Here is a 17,510-nt window from a genome sequence, read left to right as displayed (position 1 = left end):
GATTTACTTGGAAAAGGTCTTCGAGAAGGAACGTCATGCAATTCATTCGTGGAAATCGGAAGGTTTTGGGGAGTATATTTAGAGATTAAATCAGGGCAGCCCCATAAGTCGTTGAAATTCCGACTTATGGAGCTGCCCTTTGTGACGCTTTCTATTTATCTGTAAAGCACTTGCTAGCTCAGTTGTTTCGAGTATTCCCAAGCTTTAAGATAGCCCTCTAAATCATGCGGATGGACCCTAATACAAATTCCGATCCGCGTATAAAGTTGGAAAATAACTTCTTCTATAAGTCTTGTTTCCTCTATAGGCACTTGTTTAAGTAATGAGAATGTTGAAAGCAATGTTTCTATATTCAAGTCATCAGATGATGAACAAAATGCATAGGTAAAGTCGTAGATTATAGGACCTACCATAGGTGATGGATCTATAATTCCGCTAAGTGTGTTATTTTGAAACACAAGATTGTGAACTCCGGTATCCCCGTGAAGCAAGTATTTAGTTTCCTGTTTTTCAACCGAAGCTATTCGTTCAACTATTGATTCCACCTTAAAATAATCTTCATTCGGCAATAAATCCCTTATATTTGTACGCGCTGATTCCAAACTACTTCTATTGAAATCATACCAAGTTTGTTGTGGTATTCCATCTAGTCTTCCCCAGCTGGCATTCTGATCGTATTTGACGTAGTGATTAAATAGTTCATTTACCAAAAGGGTCATCCATTCTATTTTTGAACCACGATTATAATGAGTAGTACCTTCTATATACGCATACAGAATAAACTTTTTTTCAGGATCTGTATAATAGAGTTTAGGAAGTAGACGAACATTTTGATACGTATGAAAAAAACGACTAGCAAAATTGATTTGTTGTGGATGATCCAATTTAAGCACATATTTGGGTACGTTATGTTCCGAAACGCTATAGACAAGGCCATCAGTCGTTCCACTCTTCATTTTAGTAATTCTTTGTTTATTGAGATTAATTATGCCTTTATCCTGTAGGCCAATGCATATTTCATCAATCTTTGATTGTTCGTTCATTAAATAACGCTCCTTGTAGACAATTCATTTTCATTTAATACCATCTGATGCTTTTAAGAAGTAAATAAAGGTTTATTTCTCACTGACAACACTAAGAAATCCAAATTATTAATTTGGATTTGCTGAATGCTACCCCTTTAGGATAAAAATGATGGACTGTTTGATTAAGAATGGACTGTTTTTATTTAGGAGTGAAATTAGCTTTCTCCCAATCGCTCAAATACATATTACTGGTTACGTTAGGATTGTTTTTCTCAACTTTACAGATAAATTCTAAACTGTTTCCATCTGGATCATTAAAATGTATTTTGGCATGGCCATATCTCTCGTTAAGCATAACGAATGGTTCGATTGGTTCAAAACCAAACGCTTTTTTAGCCTCGATATTTCTTTCTGCAAGCCATTTTCGCGAATTCCGTAAATCTTCTAGTTCTACATGGAAAGCAATATGTCGGATTGATGGGTGATAGTCGAGATTTACTTTGTCTGTTTGCCATAAACCTAACCAACTTTTGTCTTTTTCTATCCAAAGGAATGCTACTCGAGCCTCTATTCTATGGTCAAATTCTAATCCTAAACTTTCATAAAATTTAATTGAGCGTTCTAGGTCACTTACGGGTAAATGGGCTTCGTATAATCCTTTAATCATATTATTTTCATTATCTCCTATTTGTTTTCAACTGGTTAATTCCCTGTTCGTAGCAATGCTTTTCTCGATTGCATGAATACTCTCTTGATCAAAAGCCCTTATTCAACCAATCAATTTGAATACTCAACATTCACACCTAATTGCTGCAGTAAGTCAAAAAAAGTTGGACAAGTCTTTGACACACACCCTGGATCATTAATGAATACCCCTGGAACCTTTGCGCCAATCAATGCTAATGACATTGCCACTCGATGATCGTCATAGGAATCCAATGTTGCAGTTTGTGGTGTTCCTGGGTAAACGGTTAACCCGTCTTTATACTCTTCGACTTTAATGCCTAACTTTTGTAATTCTGTACAAATAGCGCTAATTCGGTCGGATTCATGATAGCGAATATGTTCCACATCTCGTATAGTAATCGGACCCGTTGCAAATGGAGCGATTGCGGCTAATGTCAACGTCTGATCTGACATATCGAGCATGCTAATCTCAAACCCGCCCTTCAACGTAGGTGTTCCAACTAACTCAATAAAGCCTTCTCCTCTAGTAACAGTGCACCCCATTTTTTCATAGACATTAATCATATTAATATCAGGTTGACTGTTTTCGGGTGAAAGATTGGTAATCTTAATGCGACCATTCGTAATAGCTGCTAAGGCTAAAAAATAACTTGCAGTTGAAGCATCTGCTTCTAAATCGAGATCACAGCTCTTGTATTCTGATTGAGGAATAACAATTTCCCTAAGGTCTTCAGTAAATTGGGCTTGTACTCCGAATTTCTCCATTAGATTTAGTGTTATTTCAACGTAGTCTGGCTGAACAATGTGATCAGGGATCGTTACAGTTACAGCTTTTTTTGCATACGGACTTGCCAGTAGCACGCCACTTATAAATTGACTTGAAATCTTTCCAGAAATACTAACTGAACCTCCCGTGAGTTCATTTGCTATTATACGGAGAGGGAAATAACCATCTTTATCCAGATAGTCGATCTTTGCTCCCATTGCGGTAAGTACGTCTATTAAAGGTTTTACTGGCCGTTCACTCATACTGTTACTTGCCTCAATAACCCAATTTCCGTTTTTCGCAACTGCTAATGCACCAGGAAGAAAACGAGCAATCGTGCCTGCAGCCCCAATGTATAAGTCTGCATTTTCATTTGGCCAAACTGCATTATTGCCATGAACGGTAATCGTATCCCCTTCTAGTTCGGTCTTGATGCCAAGGCTATTGAGTACATCGATACACCAATATGAATCATCACTTTTTAAGATTCCGGATAATGTTGAAGTTCCGTTAGCTAAAGCTGCTAGTATCAACGCTCTATTCGTAAGACTTTTACTCCCTGGTATGCTTATTTCACCGTTAATGGATTGCACTTCAGGTGGAGATAGACTTACACTTTGAACTTGATTTAAGGTTGACCACGGTGACCGTGCTTTCAAATCTACATTACTCAAATTAAACACCCTTCCCGAGATTGAATTTTCCGATATATCTTACTAGTACTTTATCATAAAACTACACTACTTGTGTTTATTTCAATTACAAATATGCTAAATAGATGTGTAATTCATACCGTTTTTAAAACGTAATGTAAGTATCTACGAACTTGGATGATTCGTTCAGTCAATGAAGCTGATACGATTATGTAGAATTGCTCACTTTCATCCGTTTTATATAATTTACGAATAGTTCTTCTTTCATCTGGCCAGAAACCAACCAATAAATTTGTTTCTTCCATTTCACGTGCTATATTGTACAAATAGCCATTAGATGGAGACCAACCAAACAAACTATTCAATTGCTCTTGAACCTCGGCCATATGAAAAGATTGACGATTTAAGCTAAGTCGCAGAGCCATAAATCGTACAACATCCTTTACAGATAGCAATTTTGATATAAATAATCTAAAGTCTGCGTGTAGTGGCTCAATCGAGGATTGTGGTAGCGATCCATTTTTAGTTAAAAAGTAATAGAACCTATCTATAACAGTCGAAACTTCACTAAAGCGAAGTGCATAAATAGTTTCGTATTCCAGAAGACGAGCTTTTCCTTTTTCAGTAATTTGAAAGACCTTTTTGCGGCCTTCTGTTCGGGAAAAAAGAAAACCATTATTTTCTAAAGCGGTGGTAGTACGTGCGACATATTCATAGGAAATGGAACGTCCTGGGAAATCCAAGTTGAAGTGTTCATAGAGTGCTTTTGAATAATTTTCTCGTTCAAGAATAGTTCTTAACAAGAACAAGGATAGGGCATCACCAACACTAAATCCAACAGCTTGCTGAAACGAAGGCAACTTCATAATTAGACAACCCCTAATATTTTTAATAATCATACACCTCGCTAGTACATATATCAATAGTATTATCGGTTGCGATGTTTCTTCATCATTTCAAGCTATCCCTCCTCCTTAGTTGATGTCAGTAATACTTATACGGGAGTGTTTTATAAGTGGAGAACAAACTAGTAGCGAGCGTTGTATTTTTATATGCACTAGCGAGGTTTCGTTTATCGGGTGTATATACACTATTCAAAATAATCTAAAGCAACCGTTAATTATATTTTTAGAGGTTCTGGCAGTAAAATATGGATTATCAACGTTAAGGAAAGTATAAATTAAAAAGCCCAATTTCTCTGAAAATTAAAATAGAGAAATTGGGCTTTAATGAAGTTCTTTCATCTATCTAGATTGAAACTTTTAATATTCTTTTAAGCCAAGCATTGATAAACCGCCATCAAATCACGTTTATTTAACTCACGTATACGATTGAAGATTGGAATATCTGCAACGGCCTCAGTATATAGGTTTTTCTCAACAACATCACTTACTTTACCAGTAAGCCATGTTTCAACTGCTATACCTTCGACAACTTCCTGAAGTCCTTCTTCAGTGATGCCACTTTCATTACAACTCACACATGGGATCGTTAATTTATATACGCCATCATGGAGATTATCTTCTGTAATGACTTTCTTTCCTTTACAGAATGGACATGGATGACTTTTTTTAATTTTATTAATTTGGGTTACAATTTTTTTATATCCAAAGGCTTCATAGACATAGACAAGCTTTTTATATTTTCCATTGGTGAAATACTTATCAATGATCGTTTCTCTGGTCTCAGTGATCTTATCAAAATCGCAGATCGTAACCTGGTTATTCGTGCTGATGGATTCGATATTGCTGCTAATTTTATCCCAGAATGGTAAGGCATTTTGTAACACCACTTCATAACCAGCAAAGCTTGCCATTTCCAATTCAAATACTTTCAGCGCGACTTGTGTTTCCCTAGGCAGTAAAGAGACATCTTCAGTCAAAGTCATATCTCCGCCGACAATAGATTTCAATTTTATCAGTTCAGGTAACGCTCCTACCGTTTTCAATGCTTGATCAATCGGCTGGTTTATAATCTCACGAATATCCGTATTTCCAAACTTGAGTTGATTATGATGGTTTAACACAGACCCTTCGCAAATCGGACATGATATTATCTCTTTGGATGCTTTCATATGCTCTTTAATAATCGATTTCGAAATAAACATATACATCCCAATTATACTATTGAAGCCTTGCCATGTTCTCTGTGCCTTAGCTGCTTTATCATAAAACGACTTTTCTAAATACCCATATAAAAAGGTATGCTTTTCTTCTTTTGTCATTTCATTATAACTTTTACTCATATCGTGACCGAGTTCATTCTTAATTTCATCAAAAATGAATTCCAATCTTGAATATTGATAATGTTTTAATACCTCCATCACATCTGGATGCAATAGGCCATCCCAGAACGGAGCGTTTTTGTCTTGAATCACAACATCTATATCAAACTTTTCAATCACTCGGCGGCCCGAGCAACTTGGACAATGATTGTCTTGATTATAGAAATCGAAGCGCTGCGTATTTTTATTGGTCGGATGAGCTGCTACAATATGGTTGATCAATCCACCCATTTCATAGAGAAAACTATATTGACTATACAAATGTCGTTCCAAATCAATGGCGATTACGGGTGCAATTGTTTCGGATTCGTATTCACCATAAATCAACCGTGCCATTGATGATAAGCTTTTTAAGATACCGCCCTTATAGACGTTTTCTGCATTTTTAAAATAGGCAATTTGATTTTCTTTTAAGTAGTTTACGCCATTTTGTTGATGGATGGTTGAAGAAATTTGCAACGGAGTAACTCTATCCGTCCTGTTTTGTTGACGATAATAATCATCATGACTCACAATATCAAGGTGTTGAACAGGTGCAAGCTGTCTTTTACCAAAATCAACGATAAAATCAGAGCTTTCCATCATATAAGAGTTATGTTCAATCATAATTATTGAGACAGATTCATCCTGCAGAATGATCCTAATACTATCAATGAATTGATTTAAAATATTTTGTGATAACCCTTTTGAAGGCTCGTCGAAAATAAAAAGCGTATGGGGGTTTCTCGAGTTGGCAAACAGCTCAGAAACTAAATGGACACATTGAAATTCACCATTCGATAAAGACTGTGTTTTTCTTTCCAACGTCAAATAACCAAGTCCAAGTTTAATTAATAGGCTCAGGCGTTTATAAGCGATGTCTTCATTCGGCAGTTCATCAATAATGTCTTCAATCGAGCGCTGAAAAATATCATCAATTTCTTCACTATATTTTTTGAGTTTCCTTTTAATATCAAGAAAAGTCGCAACTGTTGACCGACTGGTAATCGATTGGTTGCGATTTTGCCCCACCATTACCAATTTATCTTTTGGATATCGCTTCAGAAAATCTTTGGCCATACACTCATTGACAAGTGTAGATTTACCACATCCAGACTCACCCGTAAAGGTTATAAGTCTATTTTGGGGAATCTGAATTTCAGCCATTTGAATATTACGACAGTAAAGATCATGAAACTGAAAGTACTCCGTTGGCATTGCTTGATTTCGTTCCGAAGAGATTGGTTTTGGACGTGGGGATTCTTCAACAATTTTCCCGCCATATTTACCACTACCAGGCCCAAAGAACAATTGCTGATCCGTTGTATCGAGCACCGTGTCAGAATGGTCAATGAGCCAAATTTGATTCTTATACCCCAATTGCTTAATCTCTGCTAAAATTTTCAATAGTGTTTGGTGATCAAGACCCACGGAGATTTCATCAATTATAATTACCGTATTTTCACTTGTTGCCATGAATTCTGCCAAGTAAAGTCGTGTTAATTCTCCACCTGACAATGTACCCATAATGCGATTTAAAGTTAAGTAACCAATATTCATATTGATAATATTTTTAAGAATATGTTGTTTCGCTTCACTAATATGTAATTCTTCTCCGAGAGAAAGAATTGATTCAATGCTTAAGTTGTTGATATCAGAAATGCTCTGTGGTTGCTCCAATAAATCTATCTTATATTGCTCAACTTCAGGATTATAGCGCCTGCCCTCACACTTTTTACATTCGACATTTTTAGTAGTTCCGCGACCTTTACAACCTGGACACCAGCCTAGCTCATTATTAAATGAAAAAACTTCTGGAGACAGTTCAAATTTTTCAGCAAGGGTAACACGAATGTCTTTAAATACGCCTGTATGTGTACCTATTGTAGAACGTGGATTGGAAGAAATCGCTGATTTTCCGAGAAAAAGGACTAAAGGCATTTCTTCCATCTTGATGGCACTGAAATTGGTTTCCATAATACGGGGAAATAAATACTGATATTCAGACTTTGGCAATAAGGAAACGAGACGCTTCTTGGATTCTTCACCAATTGTTTGACAAAAAGTTGTTTTGCCAGATCCAGACAAACCAGCAATTCCTAACGATTTATCTACTGGTAGTGTTGCATCTAAGTTGTTAATATTGTTCGCAATTAATTGATTTATTTTCACAGTATTGTCCTCTCCATTCTCTAAATTTAGTCTTGCCACGTTTGCTAAATTATAATTCAAACAAAAATTGTTAGATTACTTAATCCTTACTTCCATTAAAAATGACGCTTTCCATGTTCCGGAAAAGCGCCATATTGTTGAAGAATGGATTATTTTTATAATAAAGTTAGTCCTGAAAAGCAGACATCATAAAGGATGAAGAAATCATTTTTACAGTTCTGCTAATACTTTTTTGAGTTGCTCACCCATTTGCGTCCAAGCATATGTAGCTCCCTCGATGGCTCCTGGTTGTGCTTTTGTTGCTTCACTAAATCCAGTTTGATCGAAATGTAGATGGACAGTTCCATCTGAACCTTCTTTCAAAGTCCATGTAACAGTAGTGCTTTCTCCGGCACTTAGCCAAGTGTAAGATAATTTATGAGGCTCGTCCACTTCGAGCACCTCGCTATCTACAATGCCATCCCACCATTCGTTAGGCTCTGTCCGAAACTGGAATTTATGTCCAACGACTGGTTTAAAATCATTATCCCATATCCATTTCGCAAGTGTGTCCGAATCCGTTAAAGCATTCCACACCTGCTCGATAGAACTTGTAAATTGATAATCTAATGATACATCTGATTTCATTTTTTCTCCTCCAATAAAAGATTTAATTTAGCAATTCTTTCATTCCAGAATCCTTCGTAAAAGGATACCCAATCTTGAACTTCTTTCAACGGGGTTGCATTCAGCCGATATCTTGTTTCCCTACCGACCTTTCGAGCAATTACTAGATTCGCCTCTTTAAGGATCGATAAATGCTTAGATACTGCTGTACGCCCCATTTGAAAATGAACGGTTATCTCATGTAGGGGTAATTCTTCAACATCCGCCAACATTTGAATTAACTTTCGCCTTGTTGGATCGGCAACAGCGTCATAAACATCCCTCACTTGACTTTTTTCGTTCAAAATCAGCCCCGCCTTTTCATTAATATTTCCTATAACGTCACTGATTAAACTTCATAATAATTACGACACCTTTTGTTGTCTTATTTATTATAGGGCACCTAAAGGTGACATGTCAAATTCCCTTGCTATTCTATTATCCGGTTCTTTAATGGAATTGGGCTGTATGGATTATTTTCTAATAAATTTAGCCCTGTATCCTTGAGTGATTTAATCTTGCATTTTCCCTCGTATTAAATCAATCAATTCAAATAAATTCTGCGTACTTCGAGTGATCCGAATTAAGTCTATAACGTAAATAATGTAATTTCCTCGTAGATACTCTAACAACTTCTAAAGTTGTTCACGATCCTTTGTTGCTTCAGAAAATTTTTCTTCAAAAAATATGTTTTTCAAGGTAAAAAGCCGGCAATTACGCCGGCTTTCGCAAAATGCTTATTCCTATTATTTCTTCATAAAATACTTCCGCCCCAACCGTTCGACAAGCGTCGGAGCGACTGCGTGGAGTTTACTCGTGACACCCATATACCAAGGTAAATTCACATCGCGAACTGGTTTCCCTACTGTTTTAAACACCGCATCGACCACGGTTTCCACAGTCAATAAATGCCTGCCAAGTGATGTGCGATAAGTACCTGTTTCATCCGCGAGATCCAGAAAGGGTGTGTCAATCGGACCTGGGTTAATAGTTGTCACATGGATATCGAATGGAGCCACTTCCATACGAAGCGCGTTCGTATAGCCGATAATCGCATGCTTAGACGCAGCATAAATAGAAGCCTTGGGTGTTGCCACTTTTCCGGCTTGTGAACCTAGAAAAATCAAATGTCCGCTGCGGCGTTCCATCATGCTCGGCAACAGAAGTTTAGTCAGCTGCATGGGTGCGATTACGTTGACTGTCATCATGCTTTGAATTGCTTCATCAGACGTTTCGTGAGCGAAATCGAATGAACCAACGCCCGCCGAAAAGATGACGACATCGGGTGAACCAATTTTTGCCATCAATTGCTCAACATCTTCTTTTTTCGAAAAATCCGCAGGTATCGTATTCGCACCTTCACGTTGCAACTCCTCTAAAACGGCAAGTGCCCTACCTGTCGCCCACACCTCGTAACCTACTGCCAACAGCCGTTTAGTCAGTGCGTACCCAACCCCGCTAGTCGCACCTGTTATGAGTATCGATTTATGCTTGTTCATAATGCAGGACGCCGCCTTCATCCCTTGTTTCGCGAGCTAGCCCTTCATTGACAAGGTAATCAGTTTGCCCAATCGTTTCAGAGAGTGTAAGACCCAGTTCTTTTTCATAGACAGCCGGGAACAGTTCTCGGGTTAATTCGAAAATTGTCCTTGAGCCATCGTTCATCATAGCAAGTACCTTTAACGCACGTTCGCGCTGTTTCACTAGTCGACTTTCAATAAGTTCGTGAGCATTCCGTACTTCATTGCCATGCCCAGTATAAATAATGTCTACAGGCAATGTCAGTATACGTTTCAACGATTCGTTATATTGCAATAGAGAATGCGGCCGTCCCTGTGCAGGATTAAGTGGTGGTTCAATAAGCGGGTTTGAAGACACTTTTTCAAGCACTAAGTCTCCACCAATCATTGTTCTATTCTCTTCATCCCATAAGACGATGTGGCTTTGAGCGTGGCCAGGTGTTTCCATAACTGTCCAGCCAGGATGCCCCGGAAGCGCATCACCCTCGGCAAGCATACTGTCCAGTGGACGTTCCCCCATAAGTGCAGTGGATCGTTTCATCTTCTTAACCCAACCAAGGTACTGCTCAGGCACTCCTTCTTCGATAAGACAATCGAGATAAAACGCATCATGATAGCGGAAAAAAGCTTCATCCCGTTTGAGCCATAAATCGTTATACACATGACCAAGAACTTTAGCGTTATCAAACGCGTCAATCCAGCCAGCATGATCAGGATGATGGTGTGTCAAAATGACTTGTTCAATATCGTTGAATGCATACCCAGCTTCCTTGATGCCCTGTTGCAATGCTTCAAATGCTTCAGGGGTTTTCGGCCCCGCATCAACGAGTGACAATGTATCTCCTTTTATCAGAAATGCATTTACATCGCCAACTGCGAATGGTGTTGGTATAACAATTTTCTGTATCATATGTAAAATCCCCTTTATTAATATGAATGAGTATTCAGTCCATTGTACCTTTTTTAGTAGCAAGCGTCATCTTTTGAATCAATTCTCTACCATGAAGTTTTAAAATGGTATAATCAAAGTATCTATTTTAACAGTTATTTACGACGATATAGAATTACTAGGAGGGCTTAAGCATGGGATTATTCGGATTTTTCAAAAGTCAATTTATTGAAGTCATTGAATGGACGGACCAAAACGCAAGTACAATGGTTTACCGCTTCCCCGTCCAAAACAACGAAATAAAAATGGGTGCAGAATTAACCGTTAGGGAGTCACAAGTTGCCATTTTCGTCAATGAAGGTGAAATTGCGGATGTATTTGGGCCAGGACGTCATCTATTATACACACAAAACATGCCCATCTTAACGAAATTAAAGTCGTGGAAGTTTGGATTCGACTCCCCTTTCAAAGCGGAAGTCTATTTTGTGAATACGAAGCAGTTCATCAACCAGAAATGGGGCACTTCGAATCCAATCATGATGCGCGATTCGGAATTTGGCGTCATTCGATTACGTGGCTATGGCATATACTCATATCGCGTATCCGAACCTGTTGTTTTCTTAAAAGAACTGTTTGGCACGAGCGCATCCTATGACACCAGCAGCATTGAGGGTCAGTTGAAAAAAATGGTGCTGTCGGGACTTACAGATCTGTTTGCTGAATCGAATATTGCTGCTCTAGATCTAGCGATGAACTACGACGAATTAAGTGAAAAAGGCAAAGAGAAGATGAAGCAACGATTCAGTACATTCGGATTTGAAATCACTTCGTTGTATATTGAAAACTTATCACTCCCTGAAGAAGTGGAAAAAGTATTGGATCGAAAAACTGCAATGGGTGTTATTGGTAACATGAATCAGTATCAGCAATACCAGGCGGCAGAAGCAATTAGAGATGCGGCGCAAAATGAAGGCGGCGGATTAGCAGGTGCAGGTGCAGGCATTGGTGCAGGGGCTGCGATTGGCAGTGTGATGGCAAACGCTCTCCAAGGCAACCATCAACAAACTAATTCGCCTTCAGCACCGAAACCAGAAAAAATGACTTGCCCTCATTGTCAGGCACTCATTAATACGAACGCAAAGTTTTGCGGCGAATGTGGGGAAACTGTACAAAAGCAAAAAGTGCCATGCATTAGCTGTCAGGCGGCAATAAATGAAGATGCAAAATTCTGCGGGGAATGTGGCGCAAAAAAAGTGACCGAAAAAACATGTGCGAAATGTGGCAAGGTAAATGCCCCGAATACAAAGTTTTGTGGGGACTGTGGCGACAATCTGCAACAGTGATGGATAGAGAGGTGTTCGAGTGTCCAGTTTAGAAAACAATGAGCGTGTGGAAGCGATGATAGTTGAACAAACGGAAGTGAATAAATGCTCTTCCTGCGGTGGTAATACAGTTTTTGACCCTTCAAGTGGAACACTTAAATGCCCATTTTGTGGGAGTGAAAAAGAAATCACGACATCGCGAGAAAACACGATTGAACTTGATTTCTTACAGGCACTAGAAAAAGAAGACCACAGTTGGGATGATGAAAAGCGAGTTTTCAAATGTGGAAATTGTGGTGCCGAAACCCTTTTAGATAAAGATAAGGTAGCAGATTTTTGCTCGTTTTGTGGATCGTCGCATATTGCGGTAACGGAAAACCACGCAGGTATCAAACCAGCTTTGGTCCTCCCCTTTCAAATTACAAAAGACGTAGCGGTCGAAAAATTCAAGGTGTGGATGAAAAAGAAATATTTTGCTCCTTCCAAGCTGATCCAATCGTATAAATTAGACCATTTGGCTGGTGCTTATATTCCTTACTGGACGTTCGATTCTCAGACGAATTCATCCTACGTCGTACAAATTGGTACGTATTATTATGTTACAAAAACACGGACTGTAATTGAAGATGGCAAACCCAAACAAGTAACAGAACAAGTGAGAAAAATCAGGTGGCGTACAGAACATGGTCATTATAGCAAGTTCTTCGATGATGTATTGGTGAAAGCTTCACGTAATGTGGCCAGTGGATTGATTGATAAAGTGGAACCTTTTCATCTAAATGGACTTGTTGATTATAAAATGGACTATTTATCTGGATTTTTGGCAGAAAAGTATTCAATTCCATTGAAGGATGGATGGAATGATGCCAAAGTTGTCATAGACGATGGAATTACAAGTGGTATACACGGCAGAGTTCATGGCGATGTTGTTAATATAGTCAGTGTCTCCACCGACTATGACAGCATTACCTACAAACACATTCTATTGCCTTTATGGATTTCATCATTCCAGTTCAACAATAAGGTCTATCGCTTCCTCGTCAATGGACAAACTGGCAAAGTAAGCGGGAAATCCCCTGTGAGTGCCGTGAAAGTATCGATTGCCGTAGGGATAGTTATTGCGATTATGATTGCGATTTACTTTATCTTGAAAATGACCTAACGATAACTCGATAAAAATTAGATAGTTGACTTTTTTTAGACGACGTGCAATAATCGGTCTAATTCAAGTACATATAGGCGTTGACGAAGACAAGTAGTTGCGGCAATGGAGAACAGAAAATGTGGTCACCGGCTGAAAGCCACATCCCCTCTCCCGCTTCGAACCTCCTTCTGAGCTGCTGTGGAAACACAGGCGTGCCTTTCGCGTTAAGAAAGAACGAGATGTATCGGTGTTATGCCGGTAAATTTAGGTGGTACCGCGGAAACATGTGTTTTCGTCCTTATTTAGTAGGGACGAGAGCGCATTTTTTTATTGTCCAGATTTCAGCGCCTAGGTGCGTACGTTTTTATTAATGGAATGAAAGGGGTAATTTGAATGAAAACGATTGTATTTATAGGTGCCGGTTCTATGGCAGAAGCTGTTATTGCAGGAATTGTGGAACAAGGTGCAGTGGTACCTCATAATGTTTTTGTTATGAATAGATCTGATGATGAAAGGCTAATTTCATTACACAATAAATATGGTGTATCCATTGTCTGCAAGGAAAAAGAGGCGCTGAAAAATGCAGATCTCGTCGTTCTTGCGACGAAACCAAAAGATATCCATCAGGCGATGGCGGATGCACTTCCTTATTTGGACGATAAAACAGCGGTTTTGTCGGTTATTGCAGGCGTTTCAATTCAGACAATCGAAAATGGTCTTGGTGCAAGACCTATCGCACGCTCCATGCCAAATACCTCCGCTACAATCGGAAAATCTGCCAGTGGTATCGCGTGGAATCATGCGATTAGCGAGGAGTTGAAAAAACATATCCTCGGTCTCTTAGAGTCAATCGGAATGGTGAAAGAAGTAGAAGAAGATGACTTACATGCCGTCACTGCTCTTTCCGGTAGCGGCCCTGCATATGTCTATTATTTAGCAGAAGCACTTGAGGAAGCAGCGATCGGTAAAGGTCTTTCAAAAGACATTGCGCGCGCGCTTATCATCCAAACGCTTGAAGGCGCAGCGGCAATGTTGAAAGAAACAGGTACAGAGCCCGTGGAATTACGGAAAAACGTGACGAGCCCAGGTGGAACTACGGAAGCTGGATTGAATGCGTTGGAGAACGGAATGTTCAAAGAAACGATTGCGCAATGTATCGGAAAAGCGGAGGCGCGTTCTCGTGAGTTAGGGGCGCAGTCTTAAAGCTATTCATTTTGCACTAAATAGTGGAACGCAAAACTCGAATAATAGGTCACTTTTATAAAACGTGTCTACTATTCGAGCTATCGTTCAAGTTTTAGAAGCTTGCCTTTTATCTTATCGAACTAGTTTACATATAACTAAATTTCCCCACTTTCAATATGACTAAAACGACTCGACGTCAAATCTTTCCTTCGATAGACACTTAATACGACCCCAATTAAAAAGGCATTCAATAGAATTGGCATTAATCCATAACTGATGAATGGCAATGACATAGAGATCATCGGAAAGTATCCGAGTGACATTCCAATATTGCTAACAAACTGGATTGTATAAAGAGCAATCGCACCAATCAGTAGAAGTTTCCCATATGGATCCTTGATTTTACGCAAGACAACCACTATCCTACTTGCAAACAGCGAAAGAAGTACAACAAGTGCAATTCCAAAAAGCCAACCATAATGATAAGTAAAACTCACAAAAACAAAATTGGTGTGAGCATCTACTATGGTCTCTTTATTCATTGAATTACCAAACCATCCTGCTTGGGACATTCGCTCTTTAATGTACAATGTCGTAGCAGTTGGATATTTTTCTGGATTGATAAATTCCAGTAACCTTAGTTTCTGATAAAATGCTAATAACGGCCAAAGGATTAAGCCAGAAATAATGAATGAACTAGACGTTAGTATCGTAATTACGAGAATAGTTTTCCTACTATATTTGCTCCACCAAACCATCGCAAACACCATGACAGTGTATATATAGGCAGTTGAAGTACTAGGTATCGTAAAGAGTAAATAAAAAGAAAGGACAAACAACATGCCCAAATGCCAAATTTTCAACCTTTTGTTATTGATAAAGGATGCCCATGCAATGAAAAAGAACGGAATAGACATTACGCTTTCAATTGTTACTGGACCAATCTCTACTACAGATGTCCCAAATACAAAGCCTTTAGAAAGAGCTTTTATCATTATGAGGACAAGCACTCCTATTGTGTAAAACAACCATCCTAACTTTTCCAATTCCCTATAGTTAATCAACATTAACCCTAAAGCTACCCCAGCACCGAGAAGGACAAAGATGATCTTATAAATTGCAAAATGTCCATTATTCATATAACCAAGAGAAAACAGTGGCAAAAACCCTATCCCCATAGTGGTTATCAATAAAACGACAGTCAGCCAATCCACCTTTGGCCGATGAAGCTTGTTCAGCTGTTGACCAAGCATTACCGGACTCCCCATTTGCCCGACAGCTTTTTCTTCTGCCTCTGTCTCATCTCTCCCTTTCGTTAACAAGTGTCTCTTCGCTTCTTTTATGTGATAATCTAATTCTATCTCTACAAAATCCTTCGCCTCTCTGGATTTAATTTGATCCCTAACTTCGTTTAAAAATGATAGTCTTCTTTTTCCCACTCGTTTGTCACCCCTCCACTAAACCTTTCCGAGTAAACCGTTTAGTTGTAGACTGTTTCTCTGTTTTTCGTAATAACTTCCTACCTTTATTGTTTAATTGATAATATTTAATAGTCGACTCATTCCAGCAGGATTGCAAACTGCCATCCTGTTCTAGCTTGTGCAACAAGGCATATAAGCTTCCTTCATTATCCTCAAATTTACGAATTCCTCGTCCGCGCAAGAAATTCACCAATTCATAGCCCGTTTTTTCATGAACTAGCAGTTGCATAACTGCTAATAAGATGTCTTCTTCACTGTCATCACTTTTGCTGATTTTGTCCCGAATTCCCTTGCGATGTTGCTCGGTAAAATTGAGTTGGCTAAATGTACTAGCATCCATTGATTTTTTCAGCCCTTTTAAACGATCATCCATTACTTATTCCTCCAATCGTTCTTTTAAAAGTTCCTTAGCACGTCTAAGTCTAGTTTTAACAGTATTTCCGCCCACTTCAGTGACCAAGGCGATTTCTTTGATTAGCAATTCCTCGTAATAATAAAGATAAATCACTTCTCGGTATTTAATGGGCAGTGTCATGATTGCAGAGATTAATTGGTCATCCTCTTCCTGCTGGATCACGACCTCTTCAATCATTTCTTTTGTAGTCCTATTATGTGTTGGTTCATCTTCGGTAATAATGACATTCCTGTTATACCAGCTTTTTAGGAAGTCCTTACAATGATTAATAGCAATTCGCCACAACCATGTTCTTAACGTTGATTTGCCACTGTATGTATGAAGAGATTTATAACATTTTATAAAGATATCCTGCGTTAAATCCTCTGCTACCTCTTTATTACTGACATAAGAATAAACAAGCCTTAATATATCCTGTCCATGCCGATTCATAATTTCATCCATTAGTACTTCCTTGTCTTCTATTTCAAACGCTCCAACGATCAATTCTTCCATATTCAGCCCTCCTCCCTAATTAATAGACGAGATGCCCTATTAGAAGGTTTTTAAAAAGCCTTGAATAATTCCATAAAAAAACGGCAGGCAGTTGCCATACCGTTTTTTCACTAGTGCACCTGAACAGTAAAGTTGTTTCATTCTATTTTTCACTTTAAAACACGAACTGTGCACAAGTCATCATACGTTAAATCTTCCCATAACTAAGGTATTGTAGTATAGGCCGTCGGAAAGGACTTTGTCATTTTCTAGAATGCCTTCGGTTTTAAAACCAAACTTTTTATAAAGGTTTATCGCTTTTTCATTTGTTTCAAGAACATTTAAGGTTATTTTTTTAATTCCATTTGAGTCAGTCCAAGCGATGGACTCTTTTAAAAGATTTTTGCCAATGCCATAGCCCCAATAATCTTTTAAAACACAGACACCAAATTCTACTTTATGAGCAAAACGTTTCAATTGATTTCCTTCACATCTTGAAAAACCGACAATCCTATCATGAACTACAGCAACTAAAAAAAGGTTCCTTTTATTTTCTCTGTCTGCTTTGATTAATTGTTCAAAACCTTGTACATCTATGAAATCCTCACCTTTTTCTCTGTCAAGGTTTTGAGTTTCTTCATCAATCTGTAATCTAATTTCAGACAAAGCCCGAGCATCTTTATGTATTGCAGACCTAATTATATAGGTCGCCCCGTTAACATTAATTTCTTGCTTGTTAATTTTCATCGCGTATTCCCCTTCACCATTTATTTGTTCATCCATATCAATAATCTGCTCTGTTTTAGTCTACATATTATCATTATCGTTATAAACGATTTTATTGTAATTAAAGCTTCGAAAATCGTTGT

At 38.4% G+C, this 17,510-nt stretch carries 16 protein-coding genes, 1 pseudogene and 1 other annotated feature; of the genes and pseudogenes, 3 read left to right on the top strand and 14 right to left on the bottom strand.

Features of this window, described 5'->3' with window-relative positions; genetic code table 11:
- Positions 1-173 precede the first annotated feature (173 nt).
- From ACP8HG_RS05965 to ACP8HG_RS05920, 10 genes and pseudogenes are all read right to left on the bottom strand, one after another.
- Entirely contained in the window at positions 174-1,043 is an 870-nt protein-coding gene (locus ACP8HG_RS05965; protein WP_342538209.1) for a phosphotransferase, read from the bottom strand.
- Between the two features lie 181 nt (positions 1,044-1,224).
- Entirely contained in the window at positions 1,225-1,692 is a 468-nt protein-coding gene (locus ACP8HG_RS05960) for a VOC family protein (RefSeq protein WP_438298343.1), read from the bottom strand.
- 110 nt (positions 1,693-1,802) lie between these two features.
- Positions 1,803-3,152 carry a 3-phosphoshikimate 1-carboxyvinyltransferase gene (aroA, locus tag ACP8HG_RS05955; RefSeq protein WP_438298342.1) on the bottom strand — a complete coding sequence of 450 codons (1,350 nt, stop codon included), beginning with the start codon at positions 3,150-3,152 and terminating at the stop codon, positions 1,803-1,805.
- Positions 3,153-3,265: 113 nt separating this feature from the next.
- On the bottom strand, positions 3,266-3,997 hold the full coding sequence (locus ACP8HG_RS05950) for a hypothetical protein (RefSeq protein ID WP_438298341.1): 732 nt from the start codon (positions 3,995-3,997) through the stop codon (positions 3,266-3,268).
- Positions 3,998-4,404: 407 nt separating this feature from the next.
- The gene (locus ACP8HG_RS05945; RefSeq protein WP_067209221.1) at positions 4,405-7,566 is read right to left on the bottom strand and encodes an ATP-binding cassette domain-containing protein; all 3,162 of its coding nucleotides are present in this window, start codon (positions 7,564-7,566) and stop codon (positions 4,405-4,407) included.
- A gap of 210 nt (positions 7,567-7,776) precedes the next feature.
- Complete coding sequence (locus tag ACP8HG_RS05940) at positions 7,777-8,193, bottom strand: SRPBCC family protein (protein ID WP_438298340.1); 417 nt, start codon at positions 8,191-8,193, stop codon at positions 7,777-7,779.
- The gene (locus ACP8HG_RS05935; protein ID WP_067209217.1) at positions 8,190-8,516 is read right to left on the bottom strand and encodes an ArsR/SmtB family transcription factor; all 327 of its coding nucleotides are present in this window, start codon (positions 8,514-8,516) and stop codon (positions 8,190-8,192) included. Before ACP8HG_RS05935 ends, ACP8HG_RS05940 begins: the two co-directional genes overlap by 4 nt.
- 158 nt (positions 8,517-8,674) lie before the next feature.
- Positions 8,675-8,903: pseudogene (locus ACP8HG_RS05930) on the bottom strand (recombinase family protein); the annotation flags it as partial.
- A gap of 54 nt (positions 8,904-8,957) precedes the next feature.
- Positions 8,958-9,710, bottom strand: coding sequence for an SDR family NAD(P)-dependent oxidoreductase (locus ACP8HG_RS05925; RefSeq protein WP_197485396.1), 753 nt, complete (start codon positions 9,708-9,710; stop codon positions 8,958-8,960).
- Positions 9,697-10,641 carry an MBL fold metallo-hydrolase gene (locus tag ACP8HG_RS05920; protein ID WP_067209216.1) on the bottom strand — a complete coding sequence of 315 codons (945 nt, stop codon included), beginning with the start codon at positions 10,639-10,641 and terminating at the stop codon, positions 9,697-9,699. The genes ACP8HG_RS05925 and ACP8HG_RS05920 overlap by 14 nt, the downstream gene beginning before the upstream one ends.
- Before the next feature lie 173 nt (positions 10,642-10,814).
- Between ACP8HG_RS05920 and ACP8HG_RS05915 the strand changes: the two genes are divergently transcribed.
- The 3 genes from ACP8HG_RS05915 (at position 10,815) to proC (ending at position 14,289) form a co-directional block, all read left to right on the top strand.
- On the top strand, positions 10,815-11,963 hold the full coding sequence (locus tag ACP8HG_RS05915; protein ID WP_067209213.1) for an SPFH domain-containing protein: 1,149 nt from the start codon (positions 10,815-10,817) through the stop codon (positions 11,961-11,963).
- 19 nt (positions 11,964-11,982) lie between these two features.
- The gene (locus tag ACP8HG_RS05910; RefSeq protein WP_067209211.1) at positions 11,983-13,104 is read left to right on the top strand and encodes a Lar family restriction alleviation protein; all 1,122 of its coding nucleotides are present in this window, start codon (positions 11,983-11,985) and stop codon (positions 13,102-13,104) included.
- Between the two features lie 71 nt (positions 13,105-13,175).
- Positions 13,176-13,389, top strand: a binding site (T-box leader).
- 90 nt (positions 13,390-13,479) lie between these two features.
- Positions 13,480-14,289, top strand: a complete 810-nt coding sequence (gene proC / locus ACP8HG_RS05905; protein WP_438298339.1) for a pyrroline-5-carboxylate reductase — start codon at positions 13,480-13,482, stop codon at positions 14,287-14,289.
- Between the two features lie 137 nt (positions 14,290-14,426).
- Here proC and ACP8HG_RS05900 read toward each other — a convergent pair whose 3' ends face one another.
- The 4 genes from ACP8HG_RS05900 to ACP8HG_RS05885 all read right to left on the bottom strand — a co-directional run bounded on the left by ACP8HG_RS05900 (position 14,427) and on the right by ACP8HG_RS05885 (position 17,388).
- Complete coding sequence (locus ACP8HG_RS05900; protein ID WP_438298338.1) at positions 14,427-15,710, bottom strand: FtsW/RodA/SpoVE family cell cycle protein; 1,284 nt, start codon at positions 15,708-15,710, stop codon at positions 14,427-14,429.
- A 7-nt stretch (positions 15,711-15,717) separates the two neighbouring features.
- The gene (locus tag ACP8HG_RS05895; RefSeq protein WP_438298337.1) at positions 15,718-16,125 is read right to left on the bottom strand and encodes a PadR family transcriptional regulator; all 408 of its coding nucleotides are present in this window, start codon (positions 16,123-16,125) and stop codon (positions 15,718-15,720) included.
- A 3-nt stretch (positions 16,126-16,128) separates the two neighbouring features.
- Positions 16,129-16,662, bottom strand: coding sequence for a sigma-70 family RNA polymerase sigma factor (locus tag ACP8HG_RS05890; protein ID WP_438298336.1), 534 nt, complete (start codon positions 16,660-16,662; stop codon positions 16,129-16,131).
- 180 nt (positions 16,663-16,842) lie between these two features.
- On the bottom strand, positions 16,843-17,388 hold the full coding sequence (locus ACP8HG_RS05885) for an N-acetyltransferase family protein (protein ID WP_438298630.1): 546 nt from the start codon (positions 17,386-17,388) through the stop codon (positions 16,843-16,845).
- Between the last annotated feature and the right edge of the window lie 122 nt (positions 17,389-17,510).

It is taken from the genome of Sporosarcina sp. FA15 (assembly GCF_051550195.1).
In the GTDB taxonomy this organism is placed as follows: Bacteria; Bacillota; Bacilli; order Bacillales_A; family Planococcaceae; genus Sporosarcina; species Sporosarcina psychrophila.
Note: the sequence above shows the minus strand (reverse complement) of the source record. Positions and strands in the feature narration are given on the sequence as shown.

Coding starts and splice junctions, on each gene's coding strand:
- ACP8HG_RS05965 (WP_342538209.1), bottom strand. CDS start 1,043: ATGAACGAACAATCAAAGATTGATGAAATATGCATTGGCCTACAGGAT.
- ACP8HG_RS05960 (WP_438298343.1), bottom strand. CDS start 1,692: ATGATTAAAGGATTATACGAAGCCCATTTACCCGTAAGTGACCTAGAA.
- ACP8HG_RS05950 (WP_438298341.1), bottom strand. CDS start 3,997: ATGAAGTTGCCTTCGTTTCAGCAAGCTGTTGGATTTAGTGTTGGTGAT.
- ACP8HG_RS05940 (WP_438298340.1), bottom strand. CDS start 8,193: ATGAAATCAGATGTATCATTAGATTATCAATTTACAAGTTCTATCGAG.
- ACP8HG_RS05925 (WP_197485396.1), bottom strand. CDS start 9,710: ATGAACAAGCATAAATCGATACTCATAACAGGTGCGACTAGCGGGGTT.
- ACP8HG_RS05920 (WP_067209216.1), bottom strand. CDS start 10,641: ATGATACAGAAAATTGTTATACCAACACCATTCGCAGTTGGCGATGTA.
- ACP8HG_RS05915 (WP_067209213.1), top strand. CDS start 10,815: ATGGGATTATTCGGATTTTTCAAAAGTCAATTTATTGAAGTCATTGAA.
- proC (WP_438298339.1), top strand. CDS start 13,480: ATGAAAACGATTGTATTTATAGGTGCCGGTTCTATGGCAGAAGCTGTT.
- ACP8HG_RS05895 (WP_438298337.1), bottom strand. CDS start 16,125: ATGGATGATCGTTTAAAAGGGCTGAAAAAATCAATGGATGCTAGTACA.
- ACP8HG_RS05890 (WP_438298336.1), bottom strand. CDS start 16,662: ATGGAAGAATTGATCGTTGGAGCGTTTGAAATAGAAGACAAGGAAGTA.
- ACP8HG_RS05885 (WP_438298630.1), bottom strand. CDS start 17,388: ATGAAAATTAACAAGCAAGAAATTAATGTTAACGGGGCGACCTATATA.